Raw genomic sequence first — 19,675 nt, 5'->3', positions numbered from 1 at the left:
GCCAGGTTGGCCGGAGTGCGGCGCGCGGTACAATGGCCGCATGATTGAAACAGACAAACTCGCCACCGAGCAGCGGATCATCGCCGCCACGCCCGCCTCGTCGCACGAGGAGGTGTTCGAACGTGCGCTGCGGCCGCGCCAGCTCGACGACTACGTCGGCCAGGAAAAGGTGCGCGGCCAGCTCGAGATCTTCATCGAAGCCGCCAAGCGCCGCTCCGAGCCGCTCGACCACGTGCTGCTGTTCGGGCCGCCGGGCCTCGGCAAGACGACGCTCGCGCACATCATCGCGCGGGAGATGGGCGTGAACCTGCGCCAGACGTCGGGCCCCGTGCTCGAGCGCGCGGGCGATCTCGCCGCGCTGCTGACGAACCTCGAGGCGAACGACGTGCTGTTCATCGACGAAATCCACCGGCTGTCGCCGGTCGTCGAGGAAATCCTGTATCCGGCACTCGAGGATTACCAGATCGACATCATGATCGGCGAAGGCCCGGCCGCGCGCAGCGTGAAGCTCGACCTGCAGCCGTTCACGCTGGTCGGCGCCACCACCCGCGCCGGGATGCTGACCAACCCGCTGCGCGACCGTTTCGGGATCGTCGCGCGCCTCGAGTTCTACGACGCCGATCAACTGTCGCGCATCGTGCGGCGCTCGGCATCGCTGCTGAACGCGCAGATCGATCCGAACGGTGCGCTGGAAATCGCGAAGCGCTCGCGCGGCACGCCGCGGATTGCGAACCGGCTGCTGCGCCGCGTGCGCGACTTCGCGGAAGTGAAGGCCGACGGCCAGATCACCGCGGCCGTCGCCGATGCCGCGCTCGCGATGCTCGACGTCGATCCGGTCGGCTTCGACCTGATGGACCGCAAGCTGCTCGAGGCGATCCTGTACAAGTTCGACGGCGGCCCGGTCGGTATCGACAACCTCGCGGCGGCGATCGGAGAAGAGCGCGACACGATCGAGGACGTACTCGAGCCCTACCTGATCCAGCAGGGCTTCCTGCAGCGCACGCCGCGCGGGCGCGTCGCGACGCTGCTCACGTATCGCCACTTCGGGCTTTCCGTGCCCGACGCCGGCCGCACCGAACGCGGCGAGTGGGATACCCCCGACGGGAAGTAACCCGTCGCCCGAGCCGCACCCGCCATGACGACGCCGCCCAGCCGCCACCCCGCCGCACCCGCACCGGGCCCGCGCTGGGCCGAGCCGATCCGCAAGCGGCTCGTGGCCGGCGTCACGCACCTGACGGCGGGCGGCGGCGGCCCGTCGCTCGACCTCTCCTCCCCGCCCGGAGATCCGGGGCTGTTCGGCCCCGACGCCGTCTGCTGGCGCGTTCATGCCGACTTCACGTCGATGATGACGGGCGGCATCGCTGCACTGCTGCTGCAGGCGCTCCATCCGCTCGCCCTCGCGGGCGTCTGGGATCACTCGTCGTTTCGCACCGACATCCTGGGTCGCTTGCGGCGCACCGCCACGTTCATCACCGGTACGACCTTCGGCAGTCGCGCGGACGCACTCGCACTGATCGAGCGCGTGAAATCGATCCACACGCACATATCGGGCACCGCACCGGACGGACGGCCGTATCGCGCCGACGATCCTGCATTGCTGACCTGGGTGCACGTCGCGGAAGTATCGAGTTTCCTCGCCGCGCATCTGCGCTACGTGAATCCGGCCCTGCCGGGCGAATTGCAGGATCGCTACTACGCCGAGACGGCACGGGTCGCCGAACTGCTCGGCGCACACGAGGTTCCCCGTTCGCGTGCCGAGGTGGCCGCGTATCTCGCGCGCATGCAGCCCGAACTCGAGGCCGGGCCGCGTACGTTCGACGTGATCTCCATCCTGCTGAACGTGCCGGTCGCGAAGCCTGCGCTGCGGCCGGCCGCATCACTGGTGATGCATGCCGGAATCGACCTGCTGCCGCCGTGGGCGCAGCGCATGCTCGGCGTGTCGACGTTCGCGCCGCTACGGCGCGCGGTGGTCCGGCCCGGCATACGGGTCGTCGCGCCCGTGCTGCGCTGGGCGCTCGTGAACGGCGCGTCAAAGCGTGCGCGCCGCCGCGCGACGGCAGCACCGCCCGACGGCACCCCGCCCGCCTGACGATCCGCCTCTTCCTTTCATTTCAATTTGCTGTCAAATACCTGTGACAAGCTGACGGGCTTGCACCCGCGCACGGTCGCACGCGCCGTCCGTCCCGCCTGTCCGTGACCCGCGCGGTGCTCCGCCAACCCGACCGACACCCGATGACCGCGATGCCACACCTGCCGATCCGTTTCGCCCTCGCCGCCAGCCTGTCCGCCGTCCTCGCCCTCGGCGCCTGTGGAGGCGACGATGTCGCCGCCGTCGCGCGTTCGGACGCGCAAACGCCGTCCGGCGGCACCCCGACCGCGCCTGCCCCGGCGCCGCCCGCCACCGTCACGCCGCAACCGGGCAAGTGGAAGGCCGCCCGTGCGGGCGACCTGATCGACGTGACGCTCGGCGACCTCCATCCGACGCAGGGTGCAATCGGTTACGACCAGATCTACTACAAGCTCGGCCGCTACGAACTGCAGCCCGACAAGAAATTCGACGACTTCTGTGCGGACGAAGGCCTCGGCGGTGTCGCTTCGGCGGGCTACACGGCCAGGTCGGTGCTGCGCGATCCCGCCAGCTACGCATGCACGACGACCGACGCGAACGCCCGCGACCGGTCGGTGCTGAACCCGGTCGTGATCGGCCCGAACGGCGATGCGCTGTACCTGACCGACGGCCACCACGGCCTGTCCACCTACTACGAGACGCCCGACGGCGGCCCGGCGCTGCACGTGCACGTCGTCGTCAAGGACAACCTCAGCGACTACTCGGGCGACGCGTTCTGGCAGCAGATGCAGAGCCGCGGTTATCTGCGCCTCAAGAACGGGGAAGGCAAGCCGATCACGACCGCCCAACTGCCGACCGGGCTCGGCCTGAAACTCGGGATGACGAACGACCGCTACCGCTCGCTCGTCTATTTCACGCGCGACATCGCCTACAGCAAGCCCGCACAGGCCACCGACTACCTCGAGTTCTACTGGGCCGACTGGCTGCGCGCGCAACCGGGCACGTTCTCGCTTGCCGGCTACGACCTGACGCGCGCCGGCGCAACCGATCCCGATCCGGCAAAGGCCGACACGGGGTACCTGAACGCGGTCTGGAATGCGTCGGCGCGCATGGTCGCGGCCACGGATCCCGTGATCGACGGCAAGACGGGCGCCGACCTCGGGCGCGCGGACGCGATCAACGGCGGGAAGAAATACAACAAGGGGGAATTCGACAAGCTGCGCCAGCCGATCGCGGCGGACAAGCCCGGCAAGGTCGCGTACGCGCTCGACTACAAGACCCGCCACGCACTGCCGCAGTAAGCGGCGAGTGCCACGCGGGAAGGAAGCCCCGGCCGGCCATGGCGGACGGGGCCTGCCGGTTCAGAGCACCTTGCGGTACCCGTCGTCGTCGCTTGCGGCGTCGAGGTGCGACACGTCGGCCCACTGCACGACCTGCGCACGGCCATCCACGTAATCGACGACGTTGATGCTCGTGTTGAGCAGCGGATAACTGCGCGGCGCCGACAGTTCGATGCCGTTCGCAAACCGGTACACGCTGTCGAGCACGCCGCCGTGCGCGACACACGCGATCCGGCCGCCCGGGTGCGCGGCCACGATCGGCTCGAGCGCGTGCAGCACGCGGTGATAGAACTCACGCTGCGACTCGCCGCCTTCCGGCGCGAAACCCGGATCGCGCGTCTGCCACGCCGCGTATGCGTCCGGAAACAGCGCCTCGATCTCGGTGCTGTCGTGCCCCTGGAATGCGCCGTACGAGCGTTCCCGCAGCCCTTCCCGCAGCAGCAGCGGCAACCCGAGCGCATCGGCGAAGGGCTGCGCGGTCTGTTGCGCGCGCATCAGGTCGCTCGAATAAACCGCGTCGATCCGTGCACCGTCACGCGCGTCGCGTGCGAGCCGCGCGGCCAGCTTTTGGGCCTGCGCGAGCCCCGTGTCGGCCAGCGGGATGTCGATATGGCCCTGGATGCGCTTGATGCGATTCCAGGCCGTCTCGCCGTGGCGGATGAAAAGAATCTGCGTGGTGGCCATCGCGAGGCATCTCCCGGGAAGAATCAGGGCCGAACTTGCAGCCAGAATGTCACGGGGCCGTCGTTGACGAGCGACACCTGCATGTCGGCGCCGAACTCGCCCGTCTCGACGACCGGATGGCGCGCACGCGCGGCCGCGACGAAATAGTCGAAGAGCCGCGCGCCTTCGTCGGGCGGCGCGGCCGGCGTGAAGCTCGGACGCAGCCCGCTGTTGGTATCGGCCGCGAGCGTGAACTGCGACACGAGCAGCAGGCCGCCTGCGCGGCCCTCGCCGTCGATATTCGACACCGGCAGGTTCATCTTGCCGGCTGCGTCGCTGAACACGCGGTAGCCGAGCAGCTTCGCGAGCAGCTTGTCGGCCGCCGCCTCGGTATCGCCGCGCTCCGCGCAGACGAGCGCGAGCAGGCCCGCGCCGATCTCGCCCGTCGTGCGGTCGCCGACGCGCACGTCGGCGCGCTTCACGCGCTGGATCAGCGCGATCATGCGGTCAGCGTGACGCGCGCGAAGCGGCGCTTGCCGACCTGGACGACGAACTCGCCGGCTTCGACCTTCAGGCCCTTGTCCGACACGGTCGCGCCATCGATCTTCACGCCGCCCTGCTCGATATTGCGCAGCGCTTCGCTCGTCGACGGCACGAGGCCCGCCTGCTTCAGCAGCTGGCCGATCGCGAGCGGTGCGCCCGCGAGCGTGACCGACGGGATGTCGTCCGGCACGCCGCCCTTCGCGCGGTGGTTGAAGTCCTCGAGCGCACGTTCGGCGTCGGCCTGCGAGTGGAACCGCGCGACGATTTCCTGCGCGAGCAGCACCTTGAAGTCGCGCGGGTTGCGGCCGCCTTCGGCCTCGCGCTTGAAGCCGGCGATCTCGTCGAGGCCGCGGAACGACAGCAGTTCGAAGTAACGCCACATCAGCGTGTCCGAGATGCTCATCAGCTTGCCGAACATGTCGGTCGGCTTCTCGCTGATGCCGACGTAGTTGCCCTTCGACTTCGACATCTTCTCGACGCCGTCGAGGCCTTCGAGCAGCGGCATCGTGAGAATGCACTGCTGTTCCTGGCCGTACTGCTTCTGCAGCTCGCGGCCGACCAGCAGGTTGAACTTCTGGTCGGTGCCGCCCAGCTCGAGATCGGCGTTCAGCGCGACCGAATCGTAGCCCTGCATCAGCGGATACAGGAATTCGTGGATCGAGATCGGCACGCCGCCCTGGAAGCGCTTCGTGAAATCCTCGCGTTCGAGGATCCGCGCAACCGTGTAGCGCGACGCGAGCTTGATCATCCCGTCCGCGCCGAGCGGCATCGACCATTCGCTGTTGTAGCGGATCTCGGTCTTCGCGCGATCGAGCACGAGCGCGGCCTGCTCGAAATAGGTCTTCGCGTTCGACTCGATCTGCTCGCGCGTGAGCGGCGGGCGCGTCGCGTTGCGGCCCGACGGATCGCCGATCAGCGACGTGAAATCGCCGATCAGGAAGATCACCGTGTGGCCGAGGTCCTGCAGCTGACGCATCTTGTTCAGCACGACGGTGTGGCCGATGTGGATGTCGGGTGCGGTCGGGTCGAGGCCGAGCTTGATGCGAAGCGGCGTGCCCGTGGCCGCGCTGCGCGCGAGCTTCTGCGCGAACTCTTCCTCGATCAGCAGCTCGTCGACGCCGCGCTTCGTGACGGCGAGCGCATGCCGGACTTCGTCGGTGATCGGGAAAACAGGCTTGGAACTGGGTTCGGTGCTCATCGGTGCCAGGAAGAATGTCGCAAAAACAGGGATTTTCCCATAACTTGCGCGCCCATCGCTTAACGGCGCGCCGCGTTGCGCGGATAATCGGGCGCAAGGCGCGCGGCACCGGCCCGCGCCGCACGATCCAGGAGAACCCAACGTGCCGCAACGACAGCCGCAAAACGCCCATCCGGCCGACGGCATCTACTTCGGGCTGATGTCGGGAACCAGCATGGACGGCGTCGATGGCGTCGCCGTGCGTTTCGAGGCCGGAAAGGCGCCGGTCGTGCTCGCGGAAGCGTTCGTCGGCTTCGCGCAATCGCTGCGCGACGCGCTGTTCGCGCTGCAGCAGCCCGGCGACGACGAGATCGACCGCGAATCGCTCGCCGCAAACGCGCTGGTCGCGCGCTATGCGGTGTGCTGCCACGAATTGCAGCGCACGGCCGGGCTGTCGCGCGACGAGATCCGCGCGATCGGCGTGCACGGCCAGACCGTGCGCCATCGCCCCGAGCGCGGTTATACGCGGCAGATCAACAACCCGGCACTGCTCGCCGAACTGACCCAGGTCGACGTGATCGCCGATTTCCGCAGCCGCGACGTCGCGGCAGGCGGCCACGGGGCGCCGCTCGCGCCGGGCTTCCACGCAACGGTGTTCGGCGCAGCGGGCGAGACGCGCGTCGTCTGCAATCTCGGCGGAATCAGCAACATCACGATCCTGCCCGGCGAAGGCGGCGACGTGCGCGGTTTCGACTGCGGCCCCGCGAATGCGCTGCTCGACGAATGGGCGACCCGCCATCTGGGCAAGCCGTACGATGACGGCGGCAAGTTCGCGGCGCGCGGCACCGTCCATGCAGCGCTGCTCGACGCGCTGCTCGACGAGCCCTATTTCGCCGCGCCGCCGCCGAAAAGCACCGGGCGCGACCTGTTCAATCCCGCGTGGCTCGACGCGAAGCTCGCCGCGTTCTCACACGTCGCGTCGCAGGACGTGCAGGCCACCCTCACCGCGCTCACGGCCGTTTCGGTCGCGCGCGAGATCGCACAGCATGCAGCGGGCTGCAAGGCCGTGTTCGTATGCGGCGGCGGCGCACGCAATCCGGTGCTGCTCGATGCGCTCCGGCACGCGCTGCGCGAGGCCGGCGTGCCGGCCACGGTCGATACGACAGCGGCACTCGGCGTGCCGCCTCAGCAGGTCGAGGCACTCGCGTTCGCGTGGCTCGCGTACCGTTTCACCGCGCGCCAGCCCGGCAATCTCGCGACGGTTACTGGCGCGGCCGGCAACCGCGTGCTCGGCGCGCTCTATCCGCGCTGACGCAAGGCCGCGCTGATGCAATGCCGCCCGCGCGGCGAGCGCCGCACGGAAAACGGGCACAAAAAACGGGGCATGATGCCCCGTTTTTCATTCCGGCGAACCGGCGTGGATCTGTCGTGCGCTCAGACCGAGAACGACGAGCCGCACCCGCAGGTGGTGGTCGCGTTCGGGTTCTTGATCACGAACTGGGCGCCGTTGAGGTCGTCCTTGTAGTCGATCTCGGCGCCGACCAGGTACTGGTAGCTCATCGAGTCGATCAGGAGCTGGACGCCGTTCTTGTTCATCACGGTGTCGTCCTCGTTGACTTCCTCGTCGAACGTGAAGCCATACTGGAAGCCGGAGCAGCCGCCGCCCTGCACGAACACGCGCAGCTTCAGGTCGGGATTGCCCTCTTCGTCGATCAGTTGCTTGACCTTGTCGGCTGCGGCGTCGGTGAAGACGAACGGAACCGGCATTTCGGCCGTCGTTGCTGCGGATTCGGTAACAGCGTTCATTGCGAACTCTCCAAAAAGCTTTAGCCGCTATTGTAGGGCCGATCAGAAGATCGTGCTGATGTCCATGAAATCAATAGGTTCTTGTCGATTTCATCAAACACGCATGCGCAGGCCGCGGCAGCACGCGCCTGGAAGCGGACATAAAAAAACCGCCAGCGCGAAAGCTGGCGGTTTTTCCGGCGGACGCCGCCCGGGAGCGGCGCGGCCATGAAGCGGAATTAACGCTTCGAGAACTGCTTGGCGCGGCGTGCCTTGCGCAGACCGACCTTCTTACGCTCGACTTCACGTGCATCGCGCGTGACGAAGCCTGCGTTCGACAGCGACGGCTTCAGCGTCGCATCGTAGTCGATCAGTGCACGGGTGATGCCGTGGCGCACTGCACCTGCCTGACCCGTTTCGCCGCCGCCGTTCACGTTCACCTTGATGTCGAACGTCTGGCCGTGGTTCGTGAGTTCCAGCGGTTGACGCACGATCATCAGCGACGTTTCGCGCGAGAAGTAGTCAGCGATGGGCTTGCCGTTGACGATGATGTCGCCCTTGCCAGCCTTGATGAAGACACGTGCGACTGCGCTCTTGCGGCGGCCCGTACCGTAGTTCCAGTTACCGATCATGTGGGTCCCCTTAGATCTCGAGCGCCTTCGGCTGTTGAGCCGAGTGCGGATGCGTCGCTTCTGCGTAGACCTTCAGCTTCTTGATCATCGCGTAACCGAGCGGGCCCTTCGGCAGCATGCCCTTGACCGCCTTCTCGAGCGCGCGGCCCGGGAAGCGTTCCTGCATCTTGCCGAACGTCGTTTCATAGATACCGCCCGGGTAGCCCGAGTGACGGTAGTACTTCTTGTCCAGAGTCTTGTTGCCCGTGACCTTCAACTTGCTCGCGTTGATGATGATGATGAAATCACCAGTGTCGACGTGCGGGGTGAACTCAGGCTTGTGCTTGCCGCGCAGACGGCGTGCCACTTCGCTGGCAACACGGCCGAGAACCTTATCCGTCGCGTCAATCACGTACCATTCGCGCGTCACCTCATGGGCTTTTGCGGAAAACGTCTTCATGATCGATCCAAAAAAATTGCTTTGCCCGATGTGTTCTTCCTGCTTGTCTGTGTGCGCTTCGAGGCGCGGTGCAGGCTCTCCCTGTTCTTTTTCCGTGGGCATGAATGCGGAAAAGCCCTGAATTATAAAGGAAATACCGCAACGCGGTCAAAGGGAATCCGCTCACCGTGTCCACGGCGGCCGAAATGGGCCAAAATCCGGTCGTGCCCCGACAAGCCGGGCGAACCGAGCGCCCGGGGAGGCACCCATCGAAGCGCGGCACATGACCTTGCCGCGCCAGACCGGCCGAACACGGAAAACAACAAACAAGCATGATGAATCAACGACTTACACCCTTCCTCGCGGTCGTGATGCTGGCCGCCGCGGCACCTGCCGTCGCCGCCCGCGCGGACTGCGAAGCCAAGCTCGAAGCCCTCGATACACGCCTTGCCGAAGCCCGTGCCGCGCATGCCGAGGATCGCTTCGCCCGCCTGCGCGCGGTGCGCGAACGCGTCCGCCACTTCTGCGCACGCGCTCACGGCCATGCGTCGGCCGTCCACGCGCCGGCGCCCGATGCGCGCCCGCGCGGCACGCCGCCCGACGCGACCTCGCAGCCTGCCGCCAGGCAGCCCGCGTAACCTTGCCGGAGCGCGCAAACCGCGCGCCGATGTTTGCATGGGACGAAAAAAAGCCCGAACGGCTGGTTCGGGCTTAATCCACCATAGGAGGAGGGTGGAGGAGACATTCGGAGGTTGCCGCAGCGCGACAACCAATGAGGCTCATTATACGAACGCGTCGTCGACTCCACAAGAAAATTTGCATTGCGAAATCAAACGCCACAATATGAAATTTAATGCGGCGCGTTTGAATCACTGCTTTTCTCTTTTAAATCAATGACCTGATTCCGGAAGGCACGACCAGGAGCCGCCCTCGTCTAGAGCAAAACCCCTAAGTCCGGTGGGGAATTGAATGTCCGGGGCGCCGCTCGGGCGGCGCCCGCGTTGCGCGTCGTGCACCGCATCAGCCGACCGTTGCGCCGCGGGCTACAATGCCGGATCGAATCCGAATCAGGCAACGCTGGAGTGCAAGCATGGAATGCAAAGTAAGCTGGATGGGCCAGGACGGCATGGCGTTTTCCGCCGAGACCGGCAGCGGCCACCTCGTCGCGATGGACGGCGCGCCCGAAGGCGGCGGTCACAACCTCGCGCCGCGCCCGATGGAGATGGTGCTGCTCGGCACCGGCGGCTGCACGGCCTATGACGTCGTGCTGATCCTGAAGAAGAGCCGCCAGGAAGTCAGCGGCTGCTCGGTCACGCTGAAGGCCGAACGCGCGAGCGAAGACCCGAAGGTGTTCACGAAAGTGCACTTCCACTTCACGGTCACCGGCCGCAACCTGAACCCGGCCACGGTCGAACGCGCGATCAACCTGTCGCACGACAAGTATTGCTCCGCGTCGATCATGATCGCGAAGACGGCCGAACTCACGCATTCGTTCGACATCGTCGCCGGCTGAACGCACGGCGAGCGCACATGAAAAAAGGGCCGGCGCTCCGTTGGGAGACGCCGGCCCTTTCGCATTCGAACGGCAAAGCAGGCCGATAAGCCGGATTCTGTGCACGCTGCGCGCCGAAGCACGCAACGCGTGGCAGCCATTCCTCTAGGCGCGCCATTGCTGACGCGCTCAAGCTTCCTACCCGCAGACGAGACGGGGGCCCCGTCCTGCATCCGAAGATGCGCGCCTGCCTACTTGGAATTGCTCCGGGTGGAGGTTACCGTGCCGGCGAACGTCGCCGTCGCCGCGGTGCGCTCTTACCGCACCGTTTCACCCTTACCTGATCCCGGCTTGCGCCGGGCCATCGGCGGTTTGCTTTCTGTTGCCCTGTTCCGCGTGTCGCCACGGATGGCCGTTAGCCATCACCCTGCCCTGTGGAGTCCGGACTTTCCTCGCCCCCGCGCGCCCGAAGGCGGCGAGGCCGCGACTGCCTAGCCTGCTTTGCGACGCGCATTCTAGCACTGCGCGCCGCCGCCGGCAGTGCGCGAGCGGCGGCCGCTGCGAAACACGGCCGGATCGTCGTAGAACGCGGGCTCGGCATTCGCATCGCACCAGCCCGGCACGCCGAGCACCGGGAGCGGCGCGAAATCGCGGCTCGTCAGCGCGCGCGTCGCGAGTTCCGCGGCGACACGGGCGTCGACATGCGCGATGCGTTGCGCGTCGGGCCACGAAAAATAGTCGGCGCCCACTTCGACGATCCACGTGTGCGCGGTGCAGGATTTGTAAGGCGCGACGAGTTTCTCGAGCAGCGCATGGCCGACCAGCCGCGCCTCGCAGCGCGTGCCCCACGCCTCGCGCGCGGCGACCAGCAGCCGCGGCCAGTCGAACCCGCGCAGCGCGTCGGCGAGCGCACGGTCGGCCGTCACGAACAACGCGGCGTTCTCGTCGAACAGCGTGAGCGCGTCGCGCAACGTGCCGCGCACGGGGCCGACCCCGCCCGCCGCGTCGATCGCCGCGGCCTGGCGCGCGTTCAGTGCGGCCTTGATGCGCGGATACGCGAACCAGACGAGCGCGTTGAAGAAGTCGTGCAGATTGGGGCGGGTCGGGACACCGCCCGTCTCCGCGATATGGGTCTCGTACGCGACGCCGGGCGGCAATGCGGCCTGCGGCACGAACCGCAGCGGCCGGCCACGGCCGCTGATGCGCGGGCCGTCTGGCCCGGTATCGCTCGGGGCGCCGTTCAGCGCGTCGAGCAACGCGGCCTCGCCCGCCCTTGCGGCCGCCTGTACGACGCGGCCGGGGCCCGCGTAAGGCGCGAGCCACGGCACGGACCAGTCGATCCGCGCAAAATCCGCCGCCCCGCTACCGGCCGTCTGGCCAGTTTCGCGCGGCGGCGCGAAGGTCACGCCAGTTTCCAGCCGATCGTCTCGCCGCCGCGCAGCGGCACGACGGGCGTATCGCCCGCGAAGATCTCGCGCGGCAACTCCCATGCCTCGCGACGCAGCGTGACCGTCTCGGCGCTGCGCGGCAGCCCGTAGAAATCGGCGCCGAAGAAGCTCGCGAAGCCTTCCAGCTTGTCGAGCGCACCGGCGTGGTCGAACGCTTCCGCATACAGTTCGAGCGCATGCAGCGCCGTATAGCAGCCCGCGCAGCCGCACGCGGTTTCCTTCGCGTCGCGCGCATGCGGCGCGCTGTCGGTACCGAGGAAGAAGCGCGGGTTGCCCGACGTCGCGGCCTCGACCAGCGCGACGCGATGCGTCTCGCGCTTCAGCACCGGCAGGCAGTAGTAATGCGGGCGAATCCCGCCGACGAACAGCGCATTGCGGTTGTACAGCAGGTGATGCGCGGTGATCGTCGCGCCGAGCAGGCCGGGCGCCGCATCGGCGTCGCGCACGTAGTCGGCCGCGTCCTTCGTCGTGATGTGCTCGAACACGACCTTCAGGCCCGGGAAATCGCGGCGCAGCGGCGTCATCACGCGGTCGATGAAGACCTTCTCGCGGTCGAACAGGTCGATCGATGCATCGGTCACCTCGCCGTGCACGAGCAGCGGCATGCCGGTTTCCTGCATCGCCTCGAGCGTCTTCGCGCATTTCGCGAGATCGGTGACACCGTGGTCGGAATTCGTCGTTGCACCGGCCGGATACAGCTTCACGCCGTGCACGAAGCCGCTTTCGCGCGCGCGGCGGATCTCGTCGGGCGGCGTGTTGTCGGTCAGGTACAGCGTCATCAGCGGTTCGAACGTCATCCCGGCCGGCAGCGCGGCGAGGATGCGCTCGCGATAGGCCTGCGCCTGCGCGGTGGTCGTCACCGGCGGCTTCAGGTTCGGCATGACGATCGCGCGGCCGAACTGGCGCGCGGTGTGCGGCAGCACGGCGGCCAGCATGTCGCCGTCTCGCAGGTGCAGGTGCCAGTCGTCGGGACGGGCGAGCGAGAGCGTCGCCGGGGAGGAAGCGTTCGAGGCAGTCATAGGAGGCGTCGTGAGGAACGGCCGGGCCATCGGCGGGGCCGGAACGCGCGTGCGCGGGCCGACTGACGGCAAACCGCAACACGGGGCCTTTGGCCAGCGGAATCCGCTTTTTACCGCTCAGGGCTCGGTGATATGCTAGAAGCCGCATTGTACCGGGGTTCGCCCGGTTCGTTACCCCCCGCCTCAGCCTGCTGCCCCAAGTAAAATGTGCCAACTCTTAGGAATGAACTGCGCCGCGCCGACGGACGTCACATTCTCCTTCACAGGTTTCGCGGCCCGGGGCGGGCTCACCGATCACCATGCCGACGGCTGGGGCATCGCGTTCTTCGAGGACAAGGCCTGCCGCCTGTTCATCGATCACCAGGCATCGGCCACGTCGCCGATCGCCGAAATGGTGAAGCGCTACCCGATCAAGTCCAAGAACACCATCGCGCACATCCGCAAGGCGACGCAGGGTCACATCCTGCTCGAGAACAGCCATCCGTTCATGCGCGAGCTGTGGGGCCGGCACTGGATCTTCGCGCATAACGGCGACCTCCAGGACTACGCACCGGACATGGACGGCAGCGTCTATCATCCGGTCGGCACGACCGACAGCGAACAGGCGTTCTGCGTGCTGATGCAGGGGCTGCGCGAAACGTTTCCCGGCGCGCAGCCGCCGCTGCCCGAACTGTTCGAGCGCGTCGGCGAGCTGACACGCGGCATCACCGATCACGGCGTGTTCAATTTCCTGATGTCGAACGGCCAGGCGCTGTTCGCGCACTGCTCGACGCGGCTGCACTACCTCGTGCGGCGCTGGCCGTTCTCGACCGCGCATCTCGTCGACGAAGACCTGTCGATCGACTTCGCGAAATACACGACGCCCGAGGATCGCGTCGCGGTGATCGCGACGCAGCCGCTCACCGACAACGAAGTCTGGACCGCGTTCGAGCCGGGCGAACTGATCATGTTCCAGTGCGGCGACGTCGCCGCGCGGATGCGGATCCCGGTGCCCGAACGCGTGCTCGAGAAGCTGCGCAATCCGGCGCTCGACGCATCGGCGTCGGCGCCGCGTGACACGAGCGAGGCGCTCGCCACCGCCGCCGACGTCGATTCCGACGACGCGATCGACTTCTGAGCCCGGCGCGCTGGCGCCCCTCCTCTGTCAGCCACTGTCCGGCGAGTCGACGGCTCGTCGCCGGGGTATATCACTCGCCGGCTGCCGATTCCGGTTCATCCGGGCCAAATTCCCGTATATCGAAGCGAAGCAACACGACATTCGCCCGATTCGATTCGTTTCAATATAAAACGACCCAGGCGAGAAAATAATAAATCACCCAATCGGAATACAGACAATCCGGAAACCGCATTTTAACGCACCAACCTGATGCAAACCGTGCGCCACCCCACTGATCCGGCGATCACGAACCCGCACGTAAATAATCGGCAGAATCCTTACCCCACAAGGCTTTCAGTTCGATTCGCCACACAATCAAGAAATACAGAACAAAAACAGCACTATTGCCGCATTTGTTAGCTTCCCGACAATTCACCTTCTTCCCGATCAGTAGAGTCCGCTCATCCTCGGTGTAACGAATCGCGAATGGCGGAGATACGGCCACGGCCGCCGCGCATCCATTCACGCCATTCCTCACCGCGGATTGCGATTTCACCGCACCGCGGTGAAAACCACATCAAAAGAAGAGAGAGGGGCTTGTCGTGAATCACTCATTTCGATCGATATGGAGCGAGACCACCGGCTGCTGGGTCGCGGTTGCGGAAACGGCGCGGGCGCGCGGCAAGCGGTCGGGCAGCCCATCCGGCGCAGGCCTGCGCGCCGCCCACACGGCAGCGCGCCGGACGCCGCTTCGCGCCGCGGCACTCGGTGCCGTGCTGGCCATGCTGTCGGCAAGCTCCGCGTACGCATCGACGTGCGGCAGCGGCGCGGCCGTCGCGAGCGGCGGTACCTGCGCGCTCGGCAGCTTCAGCCCGACCGTCAATGACGACCTCGCCGGCGCCACGACCGTGTCGGGCGGCGACCGCGTCGGCCTGACGGGCGCATGGACCGGCGCAACCGGCGACATGGGCTACACGCCGATGCCGTTCGCCAACACGCCCATCATTTCCGGCAATCCGGATCAGCCGCTGGTGTCGCTCGGCGGCAAGACGCAGAGCGTCGGCACCCCCGACTCGATCACGGGCGGCCATACGTCCGTCGCCACTTACGACTCGGCCGCGTTCGTCGCGTCGAACGCGGGCTCGACCGTCGTGCAGGTCTATCACGACGTGAACGGCGACCAGTACGTGAACACGCGCATCGGCACGGTCGCGAATTCGGGCGGCACGCTCGACGTATCGATCGGCAATCCCGCGAACGCGCCCGCAGCGACCGGCAACGCGATCACGATCGCGGCCAAGCAGACCGACCTGACCTACGCGGACGGCACCGGCTCGACACCGAGCGTCATCAACTGGAATTCGCGGAACCAGGTCTGGTTCATCACCGGCGACTATCTGGCAAGCGGCGGCCCCGTCGGCCGCGTCGAGCTCGACGTGCCGACCTACGCGGGCACCTTCACCGCGTTCGACGGCAGCAAGTGGACCGTCACCGACGCTGCGTCGCTCGCCGCGTACAACAACTTTCTCGTGCGTTCGGTCCAGAACGGCGCACTCGGCTCGCAGGCAGCCTACGACAATGCGTTCGGCCAGGCCGTGACGTTCGCCACGCAAACCTTCGAGTATGCGAACAACGTGTCGCCCGACGACAAGAACGCGCTCCCCAGAAACTATCCGTCGGCGATGCACGGGACGGGCGCGAACGCGACGCTGCACATCGGCAAGGACGGGCAGATCGACTTCCGCGGCGCCAATACGATCGACGCGAGCGCGGCCGTCGTCGCGGAAAACGGCGCGCACTTCGTCAACGACGGGCGCCTGTCGGGCGACTTCAACCTGGTGCGCCTGTTGAGCGGCGCGAGCGGCGTCAACAACGGCGTGATTTCGTCCGGTTACACGGCGGGCGACAATGTCGGCACGGGCGGCACTGCATCGCCCGACAATTTCGGCCTCAATACGTACGTCGAAGGCAGCGGCGTGTATGCCAACGGCACGGGCACCACGTTCGTCAACAACGGCGTGATGAACGTCGGTGCGTGGAATCTCGACCACAACCGGCTCGACCTGCAGAACTACGCGATCGCCGCGACCGACGGTGCGAGCGCATCGAACGCCGGCACGATCAACGTCGGCGTCAACGCGACGACGCTCGACAGCCAGGTGATCGGCGGCCTCGTCGCCGGCGGCAGCTTCACGAACGAAGCCGGCGGCACGATCTATCTCGGTCGCGCGGCCCAGTACGATGCCGGCACGCCGGAGGCCGCGAACGACGTCGCGCTGTCCGCGCACGCATACGGCATCCTGCTCGGCCCGTCGGGCACCGCGAACAACCTCGGCACGATCGTGATCGGTTCGCTGACGCAGAACGGCGCCGCCATGGCAAGCATCAACTCGTCGTCGGGCACGCTGACCAACGCGGGCTCGATCGTCGTCAACGGTGCGGCGCCCGGCACGCCGCTCGCCGACGTCGGCATGCTCGCGGCCAACACGGCGGCGACCGTGACCAACACCGGCACCATCACGCTGAACGGCGTAAACGGCATCGGCATCATGGTCGTCGGGACCGGCACGAACGCGACGGCCGCGACCTCGACCGGCACGATCAACGTGGCCGGCAGCCTCGATCCCGCATCGGGCACACGAAACTACGGCGTGTGGGCCGAGGGGCCGCACGCGAAAGCCACGCTCGACGGCGCACTCAACCTGACGGGCACCGGCGCGATCGGCGTGCACGCGCGCTCGGGCGCAACGATCGATGTCGGCGCCAACGCGGTGCCGGCGTTCATGTCGGGCACCAGCCAGATCGGCTTCTATGCGTATGGCGCCGGCTCGAAGATCAACGTCGCCGCGCAGCACCTGAGCGTCGACACCGACGATTCGACGCTGTTCCGAGTCGCGGGCGGCGCTGCCTACACGGGCGCGTCGGCAGCCGGAACGCTGACGACCGACGTCAACGGCCAGCGCGCGCACGGCGTGCTCGCGACCGACGCCGGCACCGTGCTGTCGACCGGTAACGCGATCTACAACGTCAACGGCGCGAACGGGATCGCGATCGGAGTCGAGGGCGGCGCGCAAGGCACGATCGACGCGGGCGCGACAATCAATCTGAATGCCGCAGGCGCGATCGCAGGCGTCGTCGACGGCCAGGCGCACGACCTCGCCGGCGCCAATGCCGGCGCGCCGGTCGCGACGACGCTGACCAACGACGCGGCCGTTACGTCGTCGACCGCGGGCGTGACGGGCTTCGTCGCGCAGAACCTCGGCACGCTCGAGAACCGCGACTCGGTGCTGCTGACGGGCGCCGGCTCGACGGGCGTCGTGGTCGGCACGCTCGGCACGGTGAACAACGCGTCGACGATCCGCGTCTCGAACGGCACCGGTGCGCTCGTGCAGGGCGCGTCGGCCACGCTGGCCAACGCGGGTTCGATCGAAGCCGACGACGGCGTCGCGGGCGTGCGTCTGACGGGTGCCGGCGCATCGGTCGCGCTGTCGGGCACCGGCACCGTGATCGCGAACGGCAGCGCCGACGGCATGCTGATCGACTCGACCGTATCGGGCGGCGGAATCGCGGCCGGTGCGACGTCGATCGCGGCCGGCGGTTCGGGCAGCGGGATTCACAACCTCGGCACGAATACGACGATCGCGCTGTCCGGCACACAGGTCACGACGACCGGCGGCGGCGCGAACGGCATCGTGTCGACGGGCGGTGGCGCGCGCATCGCGGCCGATGCGGCGACGGTCGTGCGCACCGCCGGCAGCAACGCGCTCGGCATCCACGTGACGGGCGCGGATTCGACGCTCGCGGCGACCGGCACGACCGTCGCGACGACGGGTGCCGGCGCACACGCGATCGTCATGGATGGCGGCGCGACGGCCCTGCTGTCGGCCGCGAAGATCGCCGCATCGGGCAGCCTGGCCGACGGCATCGTCGCACGCAACGGCGGCCGCATCGGCGATACGGGCTCGACGATCGCCAGCGCCGCCGGCAACGGCGCAACCACCGACAGCGGCGGCGTGCTCGCACTGACCGGCACGACGCTCAAGGGCGCGGCGGCCGGCGTGCTGACGTCCGATACGCTCGCAAACGGCGCGACGAGTTCGGTGCTCGTCGACGGCGGCAGCGTGACGTCCGCGACCGGCCCGGCCTTCGCCGCGCGCGGCGGCACGGCCGACATCGCGGTGCGCAACGGCACGGTCGTGACGGCCGGCAACGGTACGCTGCTCGACCTGTCGAACGGCAGCACCGCCACCTTCACCGCCTCGGCCGTGAACCTGACCGGCGACATCGTCTCGGACGCCTCGAGCACCGGCAACGTGCTCCTCGCGAACGGCACGACACTGACCGGCAAGATCGACCCGGTCGCACTGACCGTCGACCCCACCAGCACGTGGCGCATGACGGGCAGCTCCGTGCTGAGCAGCCTGAACAACGCGGGCCTGGTCGCGTTCGCCGCGCCGAGCGGTTCGCCGACGCTCGCGGGCAGCTACAAGACGCTCACGACCGGCAGCTACGTCGGCAACGGCGGCACGATCGCGCTCAACACGTTCCTCGGCGCCGACGCATCGCCGACCGACCGGGTGATCGTGAACGGCGGCACGGCGAGCGGCACGACGGGCCTGAAGATCGCCAACACGGCCGGCACCGGCGCGCAGACGAAGGGCGACGGGATTCCGGTGGTCGTCACGACCAACGGCGGCACGACCACCGCATCGGCATTCCAGCTCGCCGGGCCCGTGCAGGCGGGCGCGTACGAATACCGGCTCTATCGCGGCGGGCAAGGCGACGCGAACGGCTGGTACCTGCGCTCGCAACTCGATCCGTCGGACCCGGGCGACCCGATCCACCCGTCCGGTGGCGGCGACGGCGGCGGGAACGGCAACGGCAGCGGCGGCACGCTCGCGTATCGCCCCGGTGTCGCCGGCTACGCGCTCACGCCGCTGCTGAACGCCGACTACGGCTTCTCGACGCTCGGCAAGCTGCACGAGCGCGTCGGCGACATCGCCAACCTCGACAAGCAGCAGCCCGGCAATCGCGACGGCGTGTGGGGGCGCATCGGCGGCCAGAGCCTCGACGCGAACGCGGGCCGCTTCGCGGCCGACGAGCGCACCTTCTTCGCGCAGTTCGGCAAGGACTGGACGCTCGACCAGGCGCCGAACGGCGGCGCCAGCACGCATGCGGGCGTGACGGCCAGCATCGGCGTGTCGAACGCGAGCTTCAGCGACATGGCACGCGCCGATACGGCCAACCTGTCGACGTCGACGGGCTCGGTCGAGATGCACGCGCAAAGCGTCGGCGGCTACTGGACGAAGTACCTGTCCGACGGCACGTACTTCGACAGCGTCGGGCAGGTCACGCACTACGGCAACCGCTATCGCGACAGCTACGGCAACGAGGCGTCGCAAAACGGCTTCGGCGTCGCGCTGTCGCAGGAAGTCGGCAAACCCTTCGCGATCGGCGACCTGCCGGTCGCGGTCGAGCCGCAGGCGCAGCTGATGTACCAGTACCTGAAGCTGAACGGGTTCAACGACAACGTATCGGCGGTATCGGGTACGACGACGAACGCGCTGCGCGGCCGCGTCGGGGTGCGCATCTTCCGGCCGAACCTGCAGTCCGGTTCGGGCGGCAGCGCTGCCACGCCGTACTTCACGGCCGACGTGCTCCACGACTTCCTGTCGCCGGGCCAGACCGTCGTCGGCGGCACGCCGTTCGCGACGCATCTCGGCCGCACGTGGTACGAGCTCGGCGTCGGCGTGACCGCGGGCTTCGGCAAGTCGGGCGAGCTGTACGCGAACGCGAAGATCGCGCGCAACATCGGCGGCGACTATCGCCGCGGCATCGTCGGGCAGGTCGGCTACCGCTACAGCTGGTAACGCCCGCGAGCGGCGGACAGCGGACGAAAAAAAACCGCCCGGCGCTCGGCCGGGCGGTGTCCGCATCGACGCGCGTGAAGCGCGTGAGCCGCGTGAACGCTCAGTGCAGGATCTTCGCGAGGAA

The 19,675-nt window shown here is 67.7% G+C and carries 16 protein-coding genes and 1 other RNA gene; 8 read left to right on the top strand and 9 right to left on the bottom strand.

The window, feature by feature from the left end; all coding sequences use genetic code 11:
* Positions 1–40: 40 nt before the first annotated feature.
* From ruvB to VK92_RS33145, 3 genes are all read left to right on the top strand, one after another.
* Positions 41–1,111, top strand: coding sequence for a Holliday junction branch migration DNA helicase RuvB (gene ruvB, locus VK92_RS33155; protein WP_021162489.1), 1,071 nt, complete (start codon positions 41–43; stop codon positions 1,109–1,111).
* Between the two features lie 24 nt (positions 1,112–1,135).
* Positions 1,136–2,089: an oxygenase MpaB family protein gene (locus VK92_RS33150; protein WP_048024147.1), complete on the top strand. Its 954-nt coding sequence runs from the start codon at positions 1,136–1,138 to the stop codon at positions 2,087–2,089.
* A gap of 152 nt (positions 2,090–2,241) precedes the next feature.
* On the top strand, positions 2,242–3,369 hold the full coding sequence (locus VK92_RS33145; protein WP_048024171.1) for a ParB/Srx family N-terminal domain-containing protein: 1,128 nt from the start codon (positions 2,242–2,244) through the stop codon (positions 3,367–3,369).
* 60 nt (positions 3,370–3,429) lie between these two features.
* Here the strand turns inward: VK92_RS33145 and VK92_RS33140 are convergent, their stop codons facing one another.
* From VK92_RS33140 to tyrS, 3 genes are read right to left on the bottom strand one after another with little or no spacing between them, the layout of a single operon-like run.
* The gene (locus VK92_RS33140) at positions 3,430–4,092 is read right to left on the bottom strand and encodes a histidine phosphatase family protein (RefSeq protein ID WP_048024145.1); all 663 of its coding nucleotides are present in this window, start codon (positions 4,090–4,092) and stop codon (positions 3,430–3,432) included.
* Between the two features lie 23 nt (positions 4,093–4,115).
* Entirely contained in the window at positions 4,116–4,574 is a 459-nt protein-coding gene (dtd, locus tag VK92_RS33135; protein ID WP_048024143.1) for a D-aminoacyl-tRNA deacylase, read from the bottom strand.
* Positions 4,571–5,812 (bottom strand): tyrosine--tRNA ligase, encoded by a 1,242-nt coding sequence (gene tyrS, locus VK92_RS33130; protein ID WP_021163702.1) that lies wholly within the window; start codon positions 5,810–5,812, stop codon positions 4,571–4,573. Before tyrS ends, dtd begins: the two co-directional genes overlap by 4 nt.
* Before the next feature lie 142 nt (positions 5,813–5,954).
* On the opposite strand from tyrS, the gene VK92_RS33125 reads away from it, so the two are divergent.
* Positions 5,955–7,103: an anhydro-N-acetylmuramic acid kinase gene (locus VK92_RS33125; protein ID WP_048024141.1), complete on the top strand. Its 1,149-nt coding sequence runs from the start codon at positions 5,955–5,957 to the stop codon at positions 7,101–7,103.
* 122 nt (positions 7,104–7,225) lie between these two features.
* On the opposite strand, the gene erpA is transcribed toward VK92_RS33125, so the two are convergent.
* From erpA to rplM, 3 genes are all read right to left on the bottom strand, one after another.
* Positions 7,226–7,597: an iron-sulfur cluster insertion protein ErpA gene (gene erpA / locus VK92_RS33120; RefSeq protein ID WP_006751888.1), complete on the bottom strand. Its 372-nt coding sequence runs from the start codon at positions 7,595–7,597 to the stop codon at positions 7,226–7,228.
* A gap of 218 nt (positions 7,598–7,815) precedes the next feature.
* Complete coding sequence (gene rpsI, locus VK92_RS33115) at positions 7,816–8,208, bottom strand: 30S ribosomal protein S9 (protein WP_011883283.1); 393 nt, start codon at positions 8,206–8,208, stop codon at positions 7,816–7,818.
* Positions 8,209–8,218: 10 nt separating this feature from the next.
* Positions 8,219–8,647: a 50S ribosomal protein L13 gene (gene rplM / locus VK92_RS33110; protein WP_009687896.1), complete on the bottom strand. Its 429-nt coding sequence runs from the start codon at positions 8,645–8,647 to the stop codon at positions 8,219–8,221.
* A 311-nt stretch (positions 8,648–8,958) separates the two neighbouring features.
* Here rplM and VK92_RS33105 point away from each other — a divergent pair, with 311 nt between their 5' ends.
* Both VK92_RS33105 and VK92_RS33100 read left to right on the top strand, forming a co-directional pair.
* Positions 8,959–9,264: a DUF1090 family protein gene (locus tag VK92_RS33105; RefSeq protein WP_048024137.1), complete on the top strand. Its 306-nt coding sequence runs from the start codon at positions 8,959–8,961 to the stop codon at positions 9,262–9,264.
* 410 nt (positions 9,265–9,674) lie between these two features.
* Positions 9,675–10,139 carry an OsmC family protein gene (locus VK92_RS33100; protein WP_027788367.1) on the top strand — a complete coding sequence of 155 codons (465 nt, stop codon included), beginning with the start codon at positions 9,675–9,677 and terminating at the stop codon, positions 10,137–10,139.
* A gap of 70 nt (positions 10,140–10,209) precedes the next feature.
* Here VK92_RS33100 and rnpB read toward each other — a convergent pair.
* From rnpB to pyrC, 3 genes are all read right to left on the bottom strand, one after another.
* Positions 10,210–10,621, bottom strand: an RNA gene (gene rnpB, locus VK92_RS39130) — RNase P RNA component class A.
* Positions 10,622–10,633: 12 nt separating this feature from the next.
* Positions 10,634–11,524 (bottom strand): DUF3025 domain-containing protein, encoded by an 891-nt coding sequence (locus VK92_RS33095; RefSeq protein ID WP_048024135.1) that lies wholly within the window; start codon positions 11,522–11,524, stop codon positions 10,634–10,636.
* Positions 11,521–12,585 carry a dihydroorotase gene (gene pyrC, locus VK92_RS33090; RefSeq protein WP_027788369.1) on the bottom strand — a complete coding sequence of 355 codons (1,065 nt, stop codon included), beginning with the start codon at positions 12,583–12,585 and terminating at the stop codon, positions 11,521–11,523. Before pyrC ends, VK92_RS33095 begins: the two co-directional genes overlap by 4 nt.
* A 205-nt stretch (positions 12,586–12,790) precedes the next feature.
* Here pyrC and VK92_RS33085 point away from each other — a divergent pair, with 205 nt between their 5' ends.
* Positions 12,791–13,702, top strand: a complete 912-nt coding sequence (locus tag VK92_RS33085) for a class II glutamine amidotransferase (protein WP_048024133.1) — start codon at positions 12,791–12,793, stop codon at positions 13,700–13,702.
* A gap of 581 nt (positions 13,703–14,283) precedes the next feature.
* Positions 14,284–19,551: an autotransporter outer membrane beta-barrel domain-containing protein gene (locus VK92_RS33080; RefSeq protein ID WP_048024132.1), complete on the top strand. Its 5,268-nt coding sequence runs from the start codon at positions 14,284–14,286 to the stop codon at positions 19,549–19,551.
* Positions 19,552–19,675: the final 124 nt, after the last annotated feature.

Source organism: Burkholderia sp. LK4 (genome assembly GCF_001043615.1).
In the GTDB taxonomy this organism is placed as follows: Bacteria; Pseudomonadota; Gammaproteobacteria; order Burkholderiales; family Burkholderiaceae; genus Burkholderia; species Burkholderia cepacia.
This window is presented reverse-complemented; position numbering and strand designations above follow the sequence as displayed.